Annotated in this window: 18 protein-coding genes; 11 read left to right on the plus strand and 7 right to left on the minus strand. The window is 71.0% G+C overall.

All coding sequences use genetic code 11. The annotated features are described in order from the left end of the window. The first annotated feature begins 32 nt into the window (after window positions 1-32). From ABD691_RS17605 to ABD691_RS17620, 4 genes are all read left to right on the plus strand, one after another. Window positions 33-1,496, plus strand: a complete 1,464-nt coding sequence (locus tag ABD691_RS17605) for a catalase (protein WP_344680982.1) — start codon at window positions 33-35, stop codon at window positions 1,494-1,496. Between the two features lie 87 nt (window positions 1,497-1,583). Next, entirely contained in the window at window positions 1,584-1,970 is a 387-nt protein-coding gene (locus tag ABD691_RS17610; protein ID WP_344680984.1) for an ankyrin repeat domain-containing protein, read from the plus strand. A gap of 458 nt (window positions 1,971-2,428) precedes the next feature. Continuing rightward, the gene (locus ABD691_RS17615) at window positions 2,429-3,907 is read left to right on the plus strand and encodes an NCS1 family nucleobase:cation symporter-1 (protein ID WP_344680986.1); all 1,479 of its coding nucleotides are present in this window, start codon (window positions 2,429-2,431) and stop codon (window positions 3,905-3,907) included. A gap of 25 nt (window positions 3,908-3,932) precedes the next feature. Next, window positions 3,933-4,655, plus strand: a complete 723-nt coding sequence (locus ABD691_RS17620; protein ID WP_344680987.1) for an aspartate/glutamate racemase family protein — start codon at window positions 3,933-3,935, stop codon at window positions 4,653-4,655. Window positions 4,656-4,815: 160 nt separating this feature from the next. Here ABD691_RS17620 and ABD691_RS17625 read toward each other — a convergent pair whose 3' ends face one another. The 5 genes from ABD691_RS17625 to ABD691_RS17645 form a co-directional block, all read right to left on the minus strand. Further along, window positions 4,816-5,538, minus strand: a complete 723-nt coding sequence (locus ABD691_RS17625) for a LysR substrate-binding domain-containing protein (protein WP_344680989.1) — start codon at window positions 5,536-5,538, stop codon at window positions 4,816-4,818. Window positions 5,539-5,586: 48 nt separating this feature from the next. Then, window positions 5,587-6,507 (minus strand): DUF5996 family protein, encoded by a 921-nt coding sequence (locus ABD691_RS17630; RefSeq protein ID WP_344680991.1) that lies wholly within the window; start codon window positions 6,505-6,507, stop codon window positions 5,587-5,589. A 126-nt stretch (window positions 6,508-6,633) separates the two neighbouring features. Beyond that, window positions 6,634-8,811: a xanthine dehydrogenase family protein molybdopterin-binding subunit gene (locus ABD691_RS17635; RefSeq protein WP_344680993.1), complete on the minus strand. Its 2,178-nt coding sequence runs from the start codon at window positions 8,809-8,811 to the stop codon at window positions 6,634-6,636. Next, entirely contained in the window at window positions 8,811-9,770 is a 960-nt protein-coding gene (locus ABD691_RS17640) for an FAD binding domain-containing protein (protein WP_344680995.1), read from the minus strand. The genes ABD691_RS17635 and ABD691_RS17640 overlap by 1 nt, the downstream gene beginning before the upstream one ends. Further along, a complete protein-coding gene (locus ABD691_RS17645; protein ID WP_344680997.1) occupies window positions 9,757-10,209 on the minus strand; it encodes a (2Fe-2S)-binding protein in 453 nt (150 codons plus the stop codon). Before ABD691_RS17645 ends, ABD691_RS17640 begins: the two co-directional genes overlap by 14 nt. 229 nt (window positions 10,210-10,438) lie before the next feature. Here ABD691_RS17645 and ABD691_RS17650 point away from each other — a divergent pair, with 229 nt between their 5' ends. Together ABD691_RS17650 and ABD691_RS17655 are read left to right on the plus strand one after the other, a co-directional pair. After that, on the plus strand, window positions 10,439-11,020 hold the full coding sequence (locus tag ABD691_RS17650) for a TetR/AcrR family transcriptional regulator (RefSeq protein ID WP_344680998.1): 582 nt from the start codon (window positions 10,439-10,441) through the stop codon (window positions 11,018-11,020). Window positions 11,021-11,252: 232 nt separating this feature from the next. Next, on the plus strand, window positions 11,253-12,275 hold the full coding sequence (locus ABD691_RS17655; RefSeq protein WP_344680999.1) for a DUF2278 family protein: 1,023 nt from the start codon (window positions 11,253-11,255) through the stop codon (window positions 12,273-12,275). A 48-nt stretch (window positions 12,276-12,323) separates the two neighbouring features. Here ABD691_RS17655 and ABD691_RS17660 read toward each other — a convergent pair whose 3' ends face one another. After that, window positions 12,324-12,992: an esterase/lipase family protein gene (locus ABD691_RS17660; RefSeq protein WP_344681001.1), complete on the minus strand. Its 669-nt coding sequence runs from the start codon at window positions 12,990-12,992 to the stop codon at window positions 12,324-12,326. Between the two features lie 134 nt (window positions 12,993-13,126). Here ABD691_RS17660 and ABD691_RS17665 point away from each other — a divergent pair, with 134 nt between their 5' ends. Together ABD691_RS17665 and ABD691_RS17670 are read left to right on the plus strand one after the other, a co-directional pair. After that, window positions 13,127-15,778: a helix-turn-helix transcriptional regulator gene (locus ABD691_RS17665; RefSeq protein WP_344681002.1), complete on the plus strand. Its 2,652-nt coding sequence runs from the start codon at window positions 13,127-13,129 to the stop codon at window positions 15,776-15,778. Window positions 15,779-15,843: 65 nt separating this feature from the next. Then, window positions 15,844-16,524 carry a DUF899 family protein gene (locus ABD691_RS17670; protein WP_344681004.1) on the plus strand — a complete coding sequence of 227 codons (681 nt, stop codon included), beginning with the start codon at window positions 15,844-15,846 and terminating at the stop codon, window positions 16,522-16,524. Window positions 16,525-16,546: 22 nt separating this feature from the next. On the opposite strand, the gene ABD691_RS17675 is transcribed toward ABD691_RS17670, so the two are convergent. Continuing rightward, window positions 16,547-16,948 carry a MarR family winged helix-turn-helix transcriptional regulator gene (locus ABD691_RS17675; protein WP_344681328.1) on the minus strand — a complete coding sequence of 134 codons (402 nt, stop codon included), beginning with the start codon at window positions 16,946-16,948 and terminating at the stop codon, window positions 16,547-16,549. Window positions 16,949-17,093: 145 nt separating this feature from the next. Here ABD691_RS17675 and ABD691_RS17680 point away from each other — a divergent pair, with 145 nt between their 5' ends. The 3 genes from ABD691_RS17680 to ABD691_RS17690 are packed head-to-tail and all read left to right on the plus strand — an operon-like array spanning window position 17,094 to window position 19,260. After that, a complete protein-coding gene (locus ABD691_RS17680) occupies window positions 17,094-17,651 on the plus strand; it encodes a YceI family protein (RefSeq protein ID WP_344681005.1) in 558 nt (185 codons plus the stop codon). A gap of 32 nt (window positions 17,652-17,683) precedes the next feature. Continuing rightward, a complete protein-coding gene (locus ABD691_RS17685; protein ID WP_344681006.1) occupies window positions 17,684-18,652 on the plus strand; it encodes a ring-cleaving dioxygenase in 969 nt (322 codons plus the stop codon). Next, window positions 18,649-19,260 carry an alpha/beta hydrolase gene (locus ABD691_RS17690; RefSeq protein WP_344681008.1) on the plus strand — a complete coding sequence of 204 codons (612 nt, stop codon included), beginning with the start codon at window positions 18,649-18,651 and terminating at the stop codon, window positions 19,258-19,260. Before ABD691_RS17685 ends, ABD691_RS17690 begins: the two co-directional genes overlap by 4 nt. Window positions 19,261-19,285 lie beyond the last annotated feature (25 nt).

Raw genomic sequence — 19,285 nt, forward strand, 5'->3', positions numbered from 1 at the left:
CGCACCACTAACAATCCACTGAGGAGCGAGTTTTGCCCGAGTACAACCAGAAACCGCTGACCACGGTCGCCGGTGCGCCGGTTCCCGACAACCAGAACTCCCTGACCGCCGGGCCGCGCGGCCCGATGCTGCTGCAGGACGTCTGGTTCCTGGAGAAGCTCGCCCACTTCGACCGGGAGGTCATCCCGGAGCGACGGATGCACGCCAAGGGTTCGGGCGCGTACGGCACCTTCACGGTGACCAACGACATCACCCGCTACACCTCGGCGAAGATCTTCTCCGAGGTCGGCAAGAAGACCGAGATGTTCGCCCGGTTCTCCACCGTCGCCGGTGAGCGCGGCGCGGCCGACGCCGAGCGCGACATCCGCGGCTTCGCGCTGAAGTTCTACACCGACGAGGGCAACTGGGACCTGGTCGGCAACAACACGCCGGTGTTCTTCTTCCGCGACCCGCTGAAGTTCCCCGACCTCAACCACGCGGTCAAGCGGGACCCGCGCACCAACCTGCGCAACCCGGAGAACAACTGGGACTTCTGGACCAACCTGCCCGAGGCCCTGCACCAGGTCACCATCGTGATGTCCGAGCGCGGCATCCCGGCGTCCTACCGGCACATGCACGGTTTCGGTTCGCACACCTACAGCCTGATCAACGCCGAGGGCGAGCGGTTCTGGGTCAAGTTCCACCACCGCACCCAGCAGGGCATCAAGAACCTGACCGACGCCGAGGCCGAGGCCCTGGTCGGCAAGGACCGCGAGTCGCACCAGCGCGACCTGTTCGACGCGATCGAGAACGGCGACTTCCCGAAGTGGAAGACCTACATCCAGGTCATGCCGGAGGCCGACGCCGAGACCTACAAGTTCCACCCGTTCGACCTCACCAAGGTGTGGTCGAAGAAGGACTACCCGCTGATCGAGGTCGGTGAGTTCGAGCTCAACCGCAACCCCGACAACTACTTCGCCGACGTGGAGCAGGCCGCCTTCACCCCGGCGAACGTGGTTCCGGGCATCAGCTTCTCGCCCGACAAGATGCTGCAGGGCCGGCTGTTCTCCTACGGCGACGCCCAGCGGTACCGGCTCGGCGTGAACCACCACCAGATCCCGGTCAACAAGCCGAAGAACCCGGTGAACTCCTACCACCGCGACGGCGCCATGCGCGTCGACGGCAACCAGGGCATCACCCCGGGCATCGAGCCGAACTCCTACGGCCGCTGGCAGGAGCAGCCCTCCTACCGCGACCCGGCCCTGGCGGTGGGTGCTGTCGCCGACCGGTTCAACTACCGCGAGGACGACGACAACTACTTCGAGCAGCCCGGCAACCTGTTCCGCAACATGTCCGCGGAGCAGCAGCAGGCGCTGTTCGACAACACCGCGCGGGCCATCGACGGCGCCTCCCAGGCGACCATCGAGCGGCACATCGCCAACTGCACCAAGGCCGACCCCGCCTACGGCGAGGGCGTCCGCAAGGCGATCGAGGCGCTGGCCGCCGGCAAGCTCTGAGGTCGCACGGGCCCCGCTGACCGCCCTCGGGCGTGCGGCGGGGCCCGTTCCCATTCATTTCCCGGAAACGATCAGGAAGTGCTGTTCATGAGCGACGGTGGACTGACCCCCGAGCAGACCCAGCGGATCGTGGCGATCGCCATGGACCTGGCCCGGGACGGCGACACCGTCCAGCTGGCGGAGTTCGTCGACCACGGCCTGCCGGTCGACGTGGCCGACGCGGACGCCAACACCCTGCTCATGCTCGCGGCCTACCACGGCCACGCCGGGACCGTGCGCGCGTTGCTCGACCGCGGCGCCGATCCCGACCTGCGCAACGCCCGAGACCAGTCCCCCATCGCCGGTGCCCTGTTCAAGGGCGCGGACGACGTGGTCGCGGTGCTCCTCGAAGCCGGCGCGGACCTCGACGCGGGAACTCCGACCGCGCGTGCCGCAGCCGCCATGTTCGGCCGCGAACACCTGCTGGCCGACTGAAGATCCTCACTCCGGAGATCCTCACTCCGGCATCACGTCCCGGGTCGACCCGACGAACGCTTCCGCCGCCGCGCTGCGCGCGCAGAGCCTGCCGGGCGTGGTCGACGTAGGTCTCGCCGTTGTCGGTGAGGTGCACGGTGCACCCGGTGCGGTTCAGCAGCTGCACGCCGAGCGCCTTCTCACCGTCGATGCCCACCGGCAGCGGCAGCGGCGAGCGGTTGACGGCGACCGCTGACCAGCGGAACCTGCGTGTCATCGGCCTGGCGGCCAATCCCGTGCTCCGGTCTTGACGAGCTCTGAGACAGGAGTTAACGTTCCGTCTCACAAACGTATACTTTCGCTATTCGGAATTTGCGAGTCGTCTTCCGCGCCATCCGAAGCAGTTCTCCCCAAAGAACCAGCCCGAAGAGCAGTTTGCCCATAGAGCAGTTGCAGAGCCAGAACCAGGAGGCAGCTCGATGACCGCCACGGACAACCAGCCTGCTGCGGACACCACCGGCACGAGCTCCCGCCTCTACAGCTACGACCTCGCCCCCACCAAGAAGGAAGGGCGGCGCTGGGGCGCCTACAACGTCTTCACGCTCTGGGCCAACGACGTGCACAGCCTGGGCAACTACGCCTTCGCGATCGGCCTGTTCGCGCTCGGGCTGAGCGCGTGGGGAATCCTGCTCGCCTTCGTGCTCGCCTCCCTGCTGCTCTTCCTCCTGCTGACGCTGTCCGGCTACATGGGACACAAGGCAGGCGTCCCCTTCCCCGTCATGAGCCGGATCGCGTTCGGCACCAAGGGCGCGCAGATCCCGGCCGCCGTCCGCGGACTGGTCGCCATCGCCTGGTTCGGCATCCAGACCTACCTCGCGTCGGCAGTGCTCAGCGCCCTGCTGGTGGCGCTTTTCCCGTCGCTGCGCGCACTTGAGCAGACCACGGTGCTGGGATTGCCGCCGTTGGGCTGGGTCACGTTCATGTTCCTGTGGGCGGTCCAGGTGCTCATCGTCAGCTACGGCATGCACGTGATCCGCAAGTACATGGCGATCGCCGCGCCGACCACGCTGATCACCATGTGCGCGCTGGCGATCTGGATGTTCGTCCGCGCCGGCGGCTCCATCTCGTGGTCCACCGCGCAGCCGCTCACCGGCGGTGCGATGTGGCTCCAGATCCTCCAGGGAGCCGCGCTGTGGGTCGTGATCTACGGGACGTTCGTGCTGAACTTCTGCGACTTCACGCGCTCGGCCAAGAGCCGCGCGTCGATCGTCCGCGGGAACCTGGTCGGAATCCCGGTGAACATGCTGTTCTTCGCGGCCATCGTCGTCGTGCTCAGCGGCGCGCAGTTCACATTGGACGGAAAGGTGATCACCAGCCCGACCGACATCGTCCAGACGATCCCGAACCTGGTCATGCTGGCGGCCGCCTCGATCGCGCTGCTGGTCCTGACGATCGCGGTGAACCTGCTCGCCAACTTCGTCGCGCCCATCTACGTGCTGGTCAACCTCTTCCCGCGGCGGCTGAACTTCCGCCGCGCCGCGCTGGTCAGCGCGATCATCGGCCTGGTGATCCTGCCGTGGAACCTCTACAACAGCCCGGTGGTGGTCAACTACTTCCTCGGCGGCCTCGGCGCGCTGCTCGGCCCGCTGTTCGGCGTGATCATGGCCGACTACTGGCTGCTGCGGCGGACCCGCGTGAACGTCCCCGCCCTCTACACCGAGGACGAGGAGAGCGACTACCACTACCGGCACGGTTACAACCCCAAGGCGATCGGCGCGTTCGTCCCCGCCGCCGCGATCGCCGTCATCCTGGCGCTGGTGCCCGCCTTCAGCCCGGTCGCCGGGTTCTCCTGGTTCATCGGGGCGCTGCTCGGCGCGGTGATCTACGCCGTGATCGGTGACCGCAGGCCCGACGCAGCGGATGTGGACGGCGAGTCCATCGCCGTCGCGGCCGAGTAGGCCGACCACTTCGAGGAAGGCGAACATGCGCATTCTGGTCGTGAACGTCAACACCACCGCGTCGATCACCGAGTCCATCGGCGAGCAGGCGGCGGGGGCGGCGTCACCCGGCACCGAGATCGTTCCGCTGACGCCGGTGTTCGGCGCGGAATCCGTCGAGGGCAACTACGAGAGCTACCTCGCGGCGATCGCCGTCATGGAAACGGTCCGCGCCCACCGGGAACCGTTCGACGCGATCATCCAGGCCGGGTACGGCGAACACGGCCGGGAGGGCTTGCAGGAGCTGTTCGACGTGCCCGTCGTCGACATCACCGAAGCGGCGGCGAGCACCGCGCAGTTCCTCGGGCGCAGCTACTCGGTGGTGACCACTCTGGACCGGACGGTCCCGCTGATCGAGGACCGGATCGCGGCTGCGGGGCTCAGCGCCCGGTGCGCGTCGGTCCGCGCGAGCGGCATGGCCGTGCTCGACCTCGAACGCGATCCGCAGGCCGCGGTGGACGCCATCGCCGACGAGGCGGCCCGGGCGGTGCAGGACGACCGCGCCGAGGTCATCTGCCTGGGATGCGGTGGCATGTCCGGGCTCACCGAGCGGGTGGTCGAACGCACCGGCGTGCCCGTCGTGGACGGGGTGACCGCGGCGGTCACGATCGCCGAATCCCTCGTCCGCCTCGGGCTGACCACCTCGAAGGTCCGCACCTATGCTCCCCCGCGTCCCAAGAGGATCGCCAACTGGCCGCCGCAGCGGTAGGCGAAACCCCGCGGGGCGGGCGAAATCGATCGCCCCGCGGGGCGCGCGTTGCCGGTTCCGGCCGCGGATCTTCTCTTCTCACGTTCCTGGACGGTGTTGCTCACGGCGGTCGCCGGACTCCGGGCTCGCCGCAAAGCTCCCCTTCGTCGTCGAGTGATCGCTACGGACGGCGCCGGGGCCGACCGCGCCTCGGCGGCTGCCGCTTGGCCGGGGCCGACCGGCGGGCAGCGGTCTTCTTGTCCTCGGAACGCTTGCGCTTCTCCGGAGCCTGCGCGCGGCCGCGCGTGCTGTTGACGGTCCGGCCGCGGACGATCCCGATGAACTGCTCCATCAGGTCGGTGGTCTCGTCCTCCAGCCACGCCAGCACCACGCCCGACTGCGGGACGCCGGTCACCGGCCGGTACGTCAGGTCGCGGCGGTGGTGCAGCCTGGCCAGCGACTGCGGGACGACGAGCACCCCCACCCCGGCGGCCACCAGCTCGACCGCGTCCCCGGTCGTGGCCGGGCGCTCGATCGCGGGCCGACCGGGCGGCCGCTCCCAGCCGAGGGTGTCGTCCAGCGGGTGCAGCACGATCTCGTCGGCCAGGTCATCGGCGGACACCTCGTCGGCCGCGGTCATCACGTGGTCCTTCGGGACCACCACCACGGTCGTCTCGGTGTAGAGCGGGATCGCGTGCAGTCCCTCGCGGTCGATCGGCAGCCGCGCCAGCGCGGCGTCGGCGGACCGGTCCCGGACCGGTTCGACGCCTTCGGCGGCCGGCACCTGCAGCAGGTTCAGCGGGACCTCGGGCAGCCGCTCGTTCCAGGTCCGCACCCATTTGCCGGGTGTCACCCCCGGAACGTACGCGAGGGTGAAGGAGGGATTCCCGGCCGAGCCTGTCACGGGCTCAGGTTACCGGCCGTGACGCCGACGGCCACGGTCCGGACGCCGTCAACGCCGGCGGGCCCGGCGGGCGGGATCGTCTTCGAGGGCCGCGCGGTCCCAGTCGGCGTGGTTCGCGGCGGCTTCGTAGGTGCTCTGCAGGAAGCCCAGCAACGCCTTGTCCGGATCGGACGCGGTGCGCACGGCTTCGTAGGGCAGCAGGAACTGACCGGCCTCGGCACTGTAGAACGCGGCCTCGGGCGTGACCGGATGCGTGGCGAAACCGTCCGGCTCGGGATAGGAGTAGGCGTAGAACGCGCCCTCCTCGCCGCCACCCGGCCAGAAGCCGCAACTGCTGACCTCGTGCGAATAACCTTCGACCATCACCCAGTCACCGCAGTTGGGGGCGCCGCCGGGGTGGGTGGGCGCGGTGCGGCCGGAGAACCGCGTGACCGCGAGGTCGAACCCGCCCCAGAAGAAGTGCACCGGGCTGACCTTGCCGATGAACCGGGACCGGAACTCGGTGAGCACGCGGTGCGCCTGGATCAGCTGGCCCCAGAACCGGTGCACGGCACCCGGGTCGTAGGAGCGGTGCTCGGTGTCCTCCTCGAACGGGATGGCGACCACCACCTCGGTCGGCCTGGTCCACATCGGCAGGTCGATGCCGAGCGCGTGCAGCGCGTCCGTGGTCTCGGCGTGGAACCGGGCGACCGTCTTGGGCTCCAGCGCGACCTCGCGGTGGTCACCGTCGGTGGTGCGCAGGAGCAGCACGTGGTCGCAGAAGTCGAACTCGGCGTCGAACAGCCGGTGCCCGACCGGGATCGCGGAGGTGGTCAGGCCGCGGGCGGTGACGTACAGCGGCACCTGCCACCAGTGGTTGACCATGGGCGCGGCCGCGAGCCGCAGCTTGCCGACGATCTGGGTCCACATGTGCAGCGTGTCGCGGGTGTCGGTCCAGTCCGCCACCCGCAGCGCAGGCCAGTTCTCCATTGGCCCAGGGTGTGGCATCCGCGCTCCGGGCGCCGACCGGACGCGGACCACCACCCGAGGCAACAGACCGGGAGGCGGCGGGTCTTCCGGCCCGCTGGGGAATCCGGAAGACCCGCCGCCGATCCGCTACTCCTCCAGCAGGTCCTCGATCACGATCGGGATGTGCCGGACGCGGACCCCGGTGGCGTTGTAGACGGCGTTGGCCACCGCCGCCGCCATGCCGACCGTGCCGATCTCGCCGATCCCCTTCGCGCCGACGGCGTTGTGCAGGGTGTCCGGGTACTCGACGAAGTGCGCGTCGACCTCCGGGATGTCGGCGTTGACCGGGAGCAGGTAGCTCGCGAAGTCGGCGTTGGCAAACCGGCCGTTCTCCTCGACCTCCAGGCCCTCGTGCAGCGCGGCCGAAACGCCCCAGATCATGCCGCCCATGATCTGGCTGCGCGCGGTCTGGGCGTTGATGATCCGGCCCGCGTCGAACACGCCGAGCATGCGCGACACCCTGATCTCGCGGGTCCAGCGGTGCACCCGGACCTCGCAGAACTGGGCGCCGAACGAGCTGAACGAGTGCTTGGTCAGCTCCTCGCCGGGGGCCGACGAACCGCTCGCGGCGATCGACTCGCGGCCGACCGCCCGCAGGACCTCGCCGAAGCTCATCGACCGGCCGTTGTCGGCGAGCACCCGGCCGCCCTCGTAGGTGACCTCCGCGCCCTCGAACGGCGCGCCCGGCGCGGACGCCAGGGCCAGCAGTTCGTCGATCACCTCGGTGGCGGCGAGCATGGTCGCCGTGCCCGCGCTCGCCGTGGCGGTCGAGCCGCCGGACAGGCCGCCGGGCGGCAGCACCGAGTCCCCCAGCCGCGGCGTGACCCGCTCCGCCGGGATGTCCAGGGATTCGGCGCCCACCAGGGAAAGCACGGTCAGCAGACCGGTTCCCGGGTCCGAACCGCTGGTCGCGACCTCGGCCGTGTCATCGGCCTGGAGCGTGACCCCGACCGTGGCCGGGAACCGCAGGGCCGGGAACATCGCGGTGGCCGTGCCGAGCCCCACCTGCCAGTCGCCCTCGGTGCGGCCCTGCGGCGTGCGCTGGGACCAGCCGAACCGCGCGGCGCCGATCCGGAAGCACTCGTCGAGGTGCTTGCTCGACCACTGCAGGTCCTTGCCCGCCGGTGCCGCGGAGTTGTTCCGCAGGCGCAGCTCGATCGGGTCCATCCGCAGCGCCACCGCCAGCTCGTCGATCGCGCTCTCCAGCGCGAACGACCCGGGCGCCTCGCCCGGCGCCCGCATGAACGTGGTCGGCGGGATGTTCAGCGGCACGATCTTCTGGCTGATGGCCAGGTTCTGCGTCGAGTACCACTCCCGCGACGTGCCGTGCGAGGTCGGCTCGACGAAGGACCGGTCGGCGGGCGTGCCGCACACCGAGTCGTGGCGCACCGCGATCAGCGTGCCGTCGGTGTGCGCGCCGAGCGCGACCGTCTGCACCGTCGCCGCGCGGTTCCCGGTCGCGGTGAAGACCTGCTCCCGGCCGAGGATCGCCTTGACCGGGCGGTCCAGCTCCCTGGCCGCGGCCGCGGCCAGGAACGCGGGCGGCGACGTGCGGGCCTTGCCACCGAAAGCGCCGCCCACGAACGGGTTCACCGCGCGCACCGACGACGGCTCGACGCCCAACGCCCCCGCCAGCTCCGCCGTCTGGAGGTAGGCCGCCTGGTTCCCGCTGTAGACCGTGAGCCCGTCGGAGTCCCACACCGCCACCGCGGAATGCGGTTCCATCGCGGCGTGGTTCTGGAACGCGGTGCTGTAGGTCGCCTCGACGACCACCGGGCTCGCCGCGAACGCGTCCTCGATGGACTCGACGCCCTCGGCCAGGACGCTCAGCGAAGGCGGCGCGCCGTCCCGGTGTTCGGGCCCGTCCTCGGCGGTGGCCAGGCCGTCCTCCAGCGAGGTCGCTGCGGGCCGCTGGTGGTAGGAGACCTCGACGAGCATCGCCGCGTCCCGCGCCTGCTCGTAGGTCTCGGCCACCACGAAGCCGATCGGCTGGCCGTAGTAGGCGACCTCGTTGTCCCGCAGCGGAACCCAGGTCTCGCCGAACAGCGGTGAGGTGGCGGCCTGCATCTTCAGCGGTTCGAACGGCGTGTACACGCCGAGCACGCCCGGGGCGTCCTTGGCCGCCGCGACGTCCATCGCCTCGATCTCGCCGTGGGCGATCGTGCTGAGCAGGACGTAGCCGTGCACCATGCCGGGGAAGTTGTTGTCCGCCCCGTACTTGGCCTGTCCGGTGACCTTCGCCGGACCGTCGAGCCTGCTGACCATCAGCGGCCTCCCTCGGTCAGTTCGAGCAGGGCGCGGACCACGGTCCGCTTCAGCAGCGACACCTTGAAAGCGTTGCCGGACAACGGCTTCGCGCCGTCGGCCGCCGCGGAGGCGGGGGCTTCGAAGGACTCGGCGGTCGCCGGCGCGCCCCGCAGGGCCTCCTCGACGGCCGCCAGCCGCCACGGCACGGTCGCCACACCGCCGACCGCGATCCGGGCGTCGGCGATCCGCGAGTCCTGGACTTCCAGCGCCACCGCGGCCGAGCACAGCGCGAACTCGTACGACTGCCGGTCGCGCACCTTGACGTAGGTGGAGTGCGACGCCCAGTCCAGGCGGGGAACCACGACCTCGGTGATCAGCTCACCGGGGCGCAGGTCGTGCTCCACCTCCGGGGTCTCGCCCGGCAGGCGGTAGAAGTCGGCGAGCTTGACGGTGCGCTCGCCGGAGTCGCCCGCCAGCCGGATCTCGGCGTCCAGCGCGACCAGGGCGACCGCGAGGTCGCTGGCGTGCGTGGCCACGCACGAGTCGCTGGTGCCCAGCACGGCGTGCATCCGGTTGGTGCCGGAGATCGCGGGGCAGCCGCTGCCCGGGTCCCGCCGGTTGCACGGCATGGCCACGTCGCGGAAGTACGAGCAGCGGGTGCGCTGCATGAGGTTCCCGCCGATGCTGGCCATGTTCCGGAGCTGCTGGGACGCGCTGAGCAGCAGGGCCCGGGAGATCACCGGGTACACGCCGGGGTGCGCGGCGACGTCGCTCATCCGCTCCAGCGCGCCCAACCGCAGCCCGTCACCGGTGTCGATGCCCCGCAGCGGCAGCTGGTTGATGTCCGCGACGTGCTGCGGGGTGAGCACGTTGATCTTCATCAGGTCGACGAGGGTGGTGCCGCCCGCGAGGAACGCCCCCGGCGAGGCGACGGCGGCTTCCACGGTGGCCGGTTCGGTGAGCTCAAAGGGACGCATCGGCCTGCCTCGCCTGTTCGATCGCCGCGATGATGTTCGGGTAGGCCGCGCAGCGGCAGAGGTTGCCGGACATGAACTCCCGGACGTCGTCCACGTCCTGCTCGACGGCGGCGACCGCCGACATGAGCTGCCCCGAAGTGCAGAACCCGCACTGCAGCGCGTCCTGGTCGACGAACGCCTGCTGGACCGGGTGCAGTCCGTCCTCGGTCGACAGGCCTTCCACGGTGGTGACCGGCTGCTTGACGCTCGCGGCCAGGGTGAGGCACGACAGCACCGGCCTGCCGCCGACGTGCACCGTGCAGGCGCCGCACTGCCCCCGGTCGCAGCCCTTCTTCGGGCCGGTGATGTCGAGGCGTTCCCGCAACGCGTCCAGCAGGGTCACACCGGGGTCGACGCTCAGCTGTTGTGTCCTGCCGTTGATATCGAGTGAGATGTCCACTGGGTCTCTTTCCCGCGGATCGTCCGCATGGCAAGCCCGGGGGCTTGACTGTGGTGGCGGTGGAGTCGAGTTCGTCGCAGAATGTGAACCGGATAGTCATCCGGCTCACACGATGCGAGACTATCGGATAGAAATCCGCTTCGCAAACAACCCACGGCCCGGCGCGACCCGGCTCCAGCGGGGCGCGTGGTTACATTTTCCAGGCGGACGAACCGGACCGGGAGAGAAGATGTCGACGGGATCAGTCAACCTCCGGCGGGCGGACACCAGGCGCAACCACGAGCGCATCCTCGCCGCCGCCGCCGAGGCGCTGACCAGGTCCGGCGAGGTCCCGTTCAACTCCATCGCCAAGCAGGCGGGCGTCGGGGTGGGCACGGTGTACCGGCACTTCCCCACCCCGGAGGGGCTCGTCCTGGCGGTCTACCAGCGCGAGGTGCGCCAGCTCGTCGACGTCGTCCCGAAGCTGCTGGCCGAGCACAGCCCGGAACGCGCCTTCCGGATCTGGACGACGGATCACCTGGCGCACTACATGATGACCAAGCAGGGGCTCGCCAAGGCCCTCGGCGCCGCGAAGTCGTCGCACGGGCAGCTGTTCGCCAACGCCCACGAGGCGATGGTCGGCGCGATCGGCAGGCTGCTGGAGGCCAACGTCGAGGCCGGAACCGTCCGCGCCGAGCTGGAACCGGCGACGGTGCTGCGCGGCCTGGGCGGGATGCTCTACCTCGACCCGAACGGCGACTGGCGCAAGGAGAGCGCGAGCCTCACCGATCTGCTGTGGCGCGGCATGCGCCAGGACTGCTGCTCCGACTGATCGCGGCCGAAGCCCGGTCCGGACGCCGAAGACCGGGCGGCGCGGCTGCGTCGCCGGAACGGCCGAATGTTTCCTCGGCAACCACTCGTCGTGAACATGGTCGCGCGAACAGATGACAATCAGTCGGCCAGACCGGCAATTGATCTTCCCAGCTATTGCCCGCGACAGGCGGTGAGTCCACTGTGTCCGAGGAATAGCCGACGGATGCGTGATCTGGGAAGGGTGAGGCGATATGCCGCTGAGTTCGTACGGGGTGCTGACGGCCCGGGTGGTGGACGTTCGACGCGAGGGCGCTCCCGACGACACACCGCACTACCAGATCCACCTCACCGACAACGCCGGGACGAACTACCGCGCCGCGGTCAACGTCAAGTCCGCGCAGGCGCCGTCGGAACTGCTGTACTTCGCCGCCGACGACTTCCGGCACCCGCTGACCGCCCGCCTGCCCCAGGCCGGGTCCGGGTGGAACGAGCTGCCGACGGAACCGGGCGGAACGAGCCTGGACTACATCCGGGCGAACGTGGTCGACCGGTCGCAGATGCGGCCCGTGCCGCCCGACGCCGAGGGCCCCAACAACGACCTCGCCGACTTCCTCGACCACTACGTGCGCCGCGCGCAGCAGGACCCCTCGGCGCACGCCTACGTGTTCGGCGAGCCGTGGGGCCCGGAGGACAAGGCGGACAAGATCTTCGGGTTCAAGCCGGGCAACGGCGTGCACAACGTGCACATGAACCAGGGCAACACCGGGAGGTTCCGCGAGGACGACGGCGTGTGGCAGGACGGCGGGCTGCTGCTGCACTTCCCGGGCGAGAACCGCTGGGTCGCCATCTTCCTCGCGTTCCAGAGCCAGTCCTGGCACACCGACGACCGGACCGGGCACGCGATCGAGGGCGAGGCGCCGCCGGAGCAGGTCCCCGCGCCGGAGCCGGCCGCGATCCCGCTCCAGGTGATCGCCGCCGCGGTCAACCCGGTGGGCGGTGGCCGGGAGAACGAGACCGTCACGCTGATCAACGCCTCCGCCGCGGCCGTCGACCTGCGCGGGTGGAAGCTCGCCGACGGGCGGAAGAACACGATGGAGCTGCCCGCCTCCGAGATCGCCGCCGGGCAGACCGTGCAGGTGCCGGTCTCCGACGGTTTCCAGCTGGGCAACCGGGGCGGCGCGATCACCCTGCTCAACCCCGAGGGGCTCAAGGTCCACGGCGTGAGCTACACCGACGCGCAGGCCCGCACCGAGGGCTGGACGATCGTCTTCTGAACCGACGGACGCGGCAGCGGCGCCCGGCCCGGCGCCGCTCCCGCCCGGTCAGTCGGTCGCGAGGGTCCGTGCGACGTCCTGCAGCACGGCCTCGTCCTCCAGGATGCCCAGGTGCGTCTCTCCCTGGACCTCGGTGTTGCGCGCGCCCTCGACAGCGGTGCTGGTGTGCGGGATCACGATCCCGTCGGTGGGCGAGTACCAGGTGCTGTACTTGACATCACCGGGCGTCTCGTCCCCGGAGTTCAGCCGCTGGAGGAACGCGGAGCCGGGCGCCATCTCCCGGCAGGACTCGAACGCCAGGCAGCCGAAGGCCCAGGTGGTGCCGTGGTTGGCGCCCGCGATCGAGGCCCAGTGGTCGACGACCTGCTGCCCGCCCAGTTCCTTGACGTACCAGCGGCTGACCATGCCGCCCATGGAGTGGTTGACGATGTCGACCTTGTCCGCGCCCGTCCTGGCGCGCACCTGCTCGACGAACGCGCCCAGCTCCGCCGCGCTCTTCTCGTTCGACTGCCTGAAGTCGTAGTTGAACTGGAAGAGCTCCTGGTCGGTGTAGCCGGCCTGGCGGAGCGTCGTCTGCGGCGTGATCCAGTTCCACGCGCCACCCAGGTAGCCGTGCACGAACACGACCGGGGTGTTCGCCTCCGCGTGGGCGACACCTGCCGAACCGGCCGTCGCCAGCACCAGCCCGGTGATGAGAGCGCCGAGTGTCCTTCGCATTGAGCCTCCTTGCTCTACTCGGAAACCCCGGCAGTCTTGCGACCGTGAGAGCGCCGCCACATCGGCGAAATCGCCGGTTTCGGCCCCGCAGCACGCCCTTGTCCTGTTCGCAACACCAAGGTCACACTGTTGCGATGCCGTTGAGGACTCGTGATCGGACCGTGCTGCGCGGCCGGGACAGGGAGCTGGCCGCACTGCACGACCTGGTCGCCCGGGCCCGTGGCGGCGCGGGCGGAGCTCTCGTGATCACCGGTGGAACGGGGCTGGGCAGGACCGCGCTGCTCGCCGCGGCGCGGGCGGAGGCGCCCGGTTTCCAGGTGTTCGACCTGCGCGGGGTCAGGGCCGAGTCCGGGATCCCGTCCGCCGGGCTGCACCGCATGCTCCCCAAGGCCGGCCCCGGCCGTGCGCACCAGACCCTCGTCTCGGAGTCCCACCGCCGCCCGGTGCTGTGCTGCGTCGACGACGCCCAGCACCTGGACCCCGATTCGCTGAGCGCGCTCGCGTTCACCGCCCGCCGGGCGGAGGCGGAGCGGATGCTCCTGCTGTTCGCGGTCCGCCAAGACGCCGGTGGCGGTGCGGTGCCGGAGGTGCTCGCCGACCTGCCTTCGGTGTCGCTGAGCGAACTCCCGGTCACCGACAGCGTTCGCGTTCTCCAAGACCGGGTCCCGTACGGGATCAGCCGCGGCCTCGGCACCGAGCTCGCCGCGCTCGCCTGCGGCAACCCGCTCGCGCTGACCGAACTCGCGGCCGAGCTGACACCGGAACAGCTCGGCGGTACGGCACCACCGCCCGAAGCGCTCCCCGCGCGCAGCCGGTTGCGCGCCGAGCTGCGCGCCCGCCTGCACGCGCTGTCCGGCAGCGCTCAGCAGCTCGTCCTGCTCGCGGTGGCCGACGAACGCCTCGACCTGGAAACGCTGCTGCGCGCGGCGGACCGCGTCGAGCTGACCGCGCTCGACGAGGCCGTGGCGGCGGGCCTGCTGGTGGTCGAGGGCGATGCCGTGCGGCTGCCCGACGAGCTGACCCGGTCGTGCCTGCGCGCCGAGACGTCACCGGCTCGGCGGCAGGCCGCGCACCGGCTGCTGGTGGAGGTGCTCGACCCTCGGCTGCACCGGGCTCGCTGGCTGTGGCACCAGGCCGTGGTGGCGGCGCAGCCCGGCCTGGCCGACGCGCTCGGCGAGGCGGCCGACGAGACCGGGCGGGACGGCGACTACGCGTTCTCGGCGCTGATCCACCAGCGCGCCGCCGATCTCACCGCGCTTCCGGCGGTCAGAGGTCTCCGGCTGATCCGGGCCGGGCGGGACTCGTGGCTGGCCGGGCGGCCGGAGCGGGCCCGGGCACTGCTGCGGCGGGCCCGCGGGCTGGCGGCTCCCGGCGAGCCGCGCGGCACGGCCGACCTGCTGCGCGGCTGGATCGAACTGGCCGAGGGCAACCCGACCACCGCGAACGGGATGCTCATGACCGCGGCCGACGAGCTGGCGGGCGGCAACCGCGAGGTCGCGGTCGCGGCGCTGAAGCTCGCCGGTGCGGCGGCCTTCAACGCCGGCGACTTCTCCCGCTACCACCTGGCGGCAAAGCGCACCGAGGACCTGCGACGGGACGACGACCCGCCCGCGACCAGGCTCCAGCTCGACCACCTCGCGGGCATGGACGCCACCTTCCGCGGCGACCACCGGCAGGCGGTCCCGCTGCTCCGGGAGGTCGTCCGGCTCGCCGAGACCGCCGACGACTGCGGATCGAGCCTGTGGGCCAGCCAGGCGTCCTTCGTGCTCGGCGACGCGGCGCGGGCCCACGACCTCGCCAACCGGGCGCTTACCGCGCCGCCGGACCGCAACGTCCCGCTGCTGGGGCCGTGGGCGTCGGTCTACCGGTCGCTGTCGGCGCTCATGCTCGACCAGTACGTCTCCGCCGAGGCCGGCTCGCTCGAAGGGCTCCGGGCCGCACGCGCGACCGGCCTGCACGGCGTCACGATCAGCCACCTCGGCATCCTCACCCTGGTGTCGGCGCTGCAGGGCGACCGGGAGAACGCTCGGCAGCGCTTCGCAGCCATGACCGACGAGGTCACCGCGCAGGGCCTGGACCGGTCCTGCGTGCTGACGTCCTGGGCGTTCGCCTGCGCCGATCTCGCCCACGGCCGCCCGACCGACGCGCTCGACCGGTTCCGGCTCACCACGGCGGAGGCGGGCCCGGCGATCCGCGTGATCTCCGCACCGCACTACGTCGAAGCGGCGGCGCACTGCGGGCAGCGGGAGAACGCGGGCCGGGCGCTCCGGATCTTCGACGCCTGGGCGCGCACCACCGGCAGCGTCGCGCGGATCGCGCTGTCCCACCGCTGCCACGCCCTGCTCGCGCTGCGCGGCGCGGACGCCGAGGAGCACTTCCGCGCGGCGATCCGGCTGCACGAGCAGGCGTCCACCCCGATCGAGCTCGCCAAGACCGGGCTGCTCTACGCCCACTGGCTGCGCCGCGAACGCAAACCCCGCGCCGCCAGGAAGCTGCTCGGCGACGCGCTGTCGGCCTTCGAGCAGTTCCGGATGCCGCACTGGATCGAACGCACGCGGTCGGAACTGCGCGCGGCGGGCGGTCCGTCCGACACCGGTAACCGGGGTGCGCAGGACCTCAGCCCGAGGGAGGCCGAGATCGCCCAGCTGGTCGCGGAAGGCGCCAGGAACAAGGAGATCGCCGCGCGCCTGTTCATCAGCCAGCGCACGGTCGACCACCACCTGCGCAACGCCTTCGCCAAGCTCGGCGTCCGGTCCCGGGTGGAGCTGAGCAGGCTGTTGCGCTGACGCCGCCTGGCGAGCCTCCGCGCGCGAGCACACGATGGGGGCGGCACTCCCGCTAGGAGGCAGCGATGCGCCAGACCAACCTCACCGGCGAGACCGCCGAGTACGAAGGCGCCCGCGAGGAGCTGCGCCAGGCCGAGATCGAGCTGATGCGCCACCGCGAACGGGTCGCCGAGCTCCGCCGCCGGCTCCCGCTGGGGCCCGTCGTCGACGACTACGCCTTCGAGGAAGGCCCCGCGGACCTGGACGCCGGTGACGAGCCGGTGCGGACCGTGCGCCTGAGCGAGCTGTTCACCGGGCCCGGCCGCGATCTGGTCGTCTACCACTTCATGTACGGCAAGCAGCAGACCGAACCGTGCCCGATGTGCACGATGTGGATCGACGGGTTCAACGGCGTCGCCCACCACGTGGCGCAGAACGCCGACCTCGCGATCGTCGCCGCGGCCGACCTGCCCGCGCTCCGCGCGCACGCCCGGGACCGGGGCTGGACGAACCTCCGCCTGCTCAGCGCCGGGACGAGCAGCTTCAAGCGCGACCTGGGCAGCGAGGACGCCGAGGGCAACCAGGACTCGACGGTGTCGGTGTTCACCCGGGACGGCAACGGGGCGGTGCACCACTTCTACTCGGCGCATCCCCGGATGTCCGACGACATCGACGAACGCGGCATCGACCTGCTCAGCCCGGTGTGGCACCTCCTCGACCTCACCCGCCGCGGTCGCGGTGAGTGGAACGCCGCGCTCGGCTACTAGCCGCGACCTCGTGGCGCGGAGGTCACTCCGTCTCGTTCAACCGGTCGAGGACGCAGTCCGCGATCGCGGCCAGCGCGTCGACCTGGTCTTCGGTGAGCTGGTCGAACACCAGGTCGCGGACGGTTTCCACGTGCGCGGGGGCGGCCTGCTCGATGGCCGTCCTCCCCTTGCCGGTCAGCGCGATGAAAGCGCCGCGCGCGTCTTCCGGGCACTCCTGGCGGACCACCAGCCCGCGCCGCTGCATCCGGGCCAGGTGGTGCGACAGCCGGCTCTTCTCCCATTGCAGCGCCTGGGCCAGCTCGCCGACCCGCAGCCGCGGCTCGTCCTGGTCGGTGAGGCGGACCAGGACCTCGAAGTCGGTCAGCGACAGCCCCGAGTCGGCCTGCATCTCGCGGTGCAGGCGGGCGGCGAGCTGGGTGTACATGGCCAGGTAGCCGCGCCAGGCCGCGCTCTCGCGCTCGTCGAGCCAGCGTGTTTCGGTCACGGGCACCACCCTACCGGAATAGTTGACGCATCACCTATGTTGGGTGCAGTATTCGGATGACACGTCAACCACTTGGAGGTCCGAGATGACCAGCACGACCGACTACAGCAGGCTGACCGGCGAGTACACCCTCGACACCGCCCACAGCCGGATCGGGTTCGTGGCCCGGCACGCGATGGTGACCAAGGTGCGCGGCGCCTTCAACGAGTTCAACGGCACCGCCCGCCTCGACGGCGAGAACCCGGCGCGCTCCACCGTCGAGGTTCAGATCAAGGTCGACAGCATCGACACCCGCAACGCCGACCGCGACGCGCACCTGCGCAGCAACGACTTCCTGGCGATGGAAGAGCACCCGGAGATCACCTTCCGGTCCACCGAGATCACCTGGACCGGCGAGGACTCCTTCGACGTCACCGGCGACCTGACCATCAAGGGCAACACCCGCCAGGTCACCGTGCCGTTCAGCTTCGAGGGCCAGGCCACCGACCCGTTCGGCAACGTCCGGGTGGGCTTCGAGGGCTCGACCACGATCAACCGCAAGGACTTCGGGGTCACCTGGAACGCCGCGCTGGAGACCGGTGGTGTCCTGGTCAGCGACAAGATCGTCCTGGAGTTCGAGATCTCGGCCGTCAAGCAGGGCTGACCCGTCCCGTCCGCACCGGCAAGGAGGCTGTCATGACGCTGGCGACCAGCGGGTTGCACCACGTCACCGCGATCGCGGGCAACCCGCGGCGCAACGCGGAGTTCTACCTGCGCACCCTGGGGTTGCGCCTGGTCAAGACGACCGTCAACTTCGACGCCCCGGACGTCTACCACCTCTACTTCGGGGACGAGGCCGGCCGTCCGGGCACGCTGCTGACGTTCTTCCCGTTCGACGGGGTCGCTCCGGGCCGGCGCGGGAACGGTCAGGCGACCACCACGGCGTTCAGCGTCCCGGCCGCCTCCATCGGCTGGTGGCAGCGGCACCTGCGGGCTGCCGGGACCGACGTCGGGGAGGTCGCCGAACGCGACGGCGAGCAGGCCCTGACCTTCCACGACCCGGACGGGCTCGAACTGTCGCTGGTCGCCCACCCGCAGGGCGACCCTCGGGACCCGTGGGACGGCGGGACCATCCCGGCCGAGCACGGCATCCGCGGGCTGCACTCGGTCACGCTGTCCACGGCGGACGAGGCCGGAACGGTCGGGATGCTGGAGGAGCTGGGCCTGCGCTCCGCGTGGCAGGACGGCAACCGGCTGCGGTTCGCCGCAGGCGACGGCGGGCCGGGCGCGCTGGTGGACGTGGCCGTCGACCCGAGGGGAACCCACGGGCTGGTCGCGGGCGGGACCGTGCACCACGTCGCGTGGCGGGTGCCGGACGAGGCGACCCAGGAGCGGTGGCGCGCCGAGCTGGTCGAGCGCGGCGCGGAGGTGACCGCGATCCTGGACCGCCAGTACTTCCGGTCGATCTACTTCCGCGAGCCCGGCGGCACGCTGCTGGAGATCGCCACCGACCGGCCCGGGTTCGACGTCGACGAGCCGCTGCTGGAGCTGGGCCGGGCGCTCAAGCTCCCGCCGTGGCTGGAACCCGACCGCGAGCAGATCGAGGCGGCGCTGCCGAAGCTCCCGCTGCCCGCGGAGAACGACCCCGAGCGGACCACGGCATGACCGCCGCACTGGACCGGCCGCACGTGTGGCTGCCGGGCAACGGCGAGCCGCCCTTGCTGCTGCTGCACGGCACCGGCGGGGACGAGCACGACCTGCTGCCGCTGCGGGAGCACCTCGCTCCCGCGGCCCCGGTCCTGTCCGTGCGCGGCGCGGTGCTGGAGAACGGCATGCCGCGCTTCTTCCGGCGGCTACGCGAGGGCGTTTTCGACGAGGACGACCTCCGCTTCCGCGTGGACGAGCTCGCCGGCTTCCTCCGCGCCGCGGAGGAGGAGTACGGGGTCGAACCCGGTTCGTGGCGCGCGATCGGGTTCTCCAACGGCGCCAACATCGCCTCCGCCCTGCTCCTCAGGCGTCCGGAGGCGCTGGAGGCGGCGGTGCTTCTCGCGGCGATGGTGCCCTTCCGCGAGCCTCCGGACGCGGATCTGACCGGGAAGCGGGCCGCGATCGTCAACGGCCTCGCCGACCCCATGGCCACTCCGGAGCACACCTCCACCCTCACCGAACAGCTGCGCGGCGCGGGTGCCGAGGTGACCGTGTTGCCGCACGACGGCGGGCACACCGTCGATCCGCGGTCGCTCCCGCCCGTGGCCGAGTTCCTGCGTCGCTGAAGTCGGGACGGCGCTGTTGGTTTCC

Origin of the sequence: Saccharopolyspora taberi, from assembly GCF_039534165.1 — a bacterium.
Classification (GTDB): Bacteria; Actinomycetota; Actinomycetes; order Mycobacteriales; family Pseudonocardiaceae; genus Saccharopolyspora_D; species Saccharopolyspora_D taberi.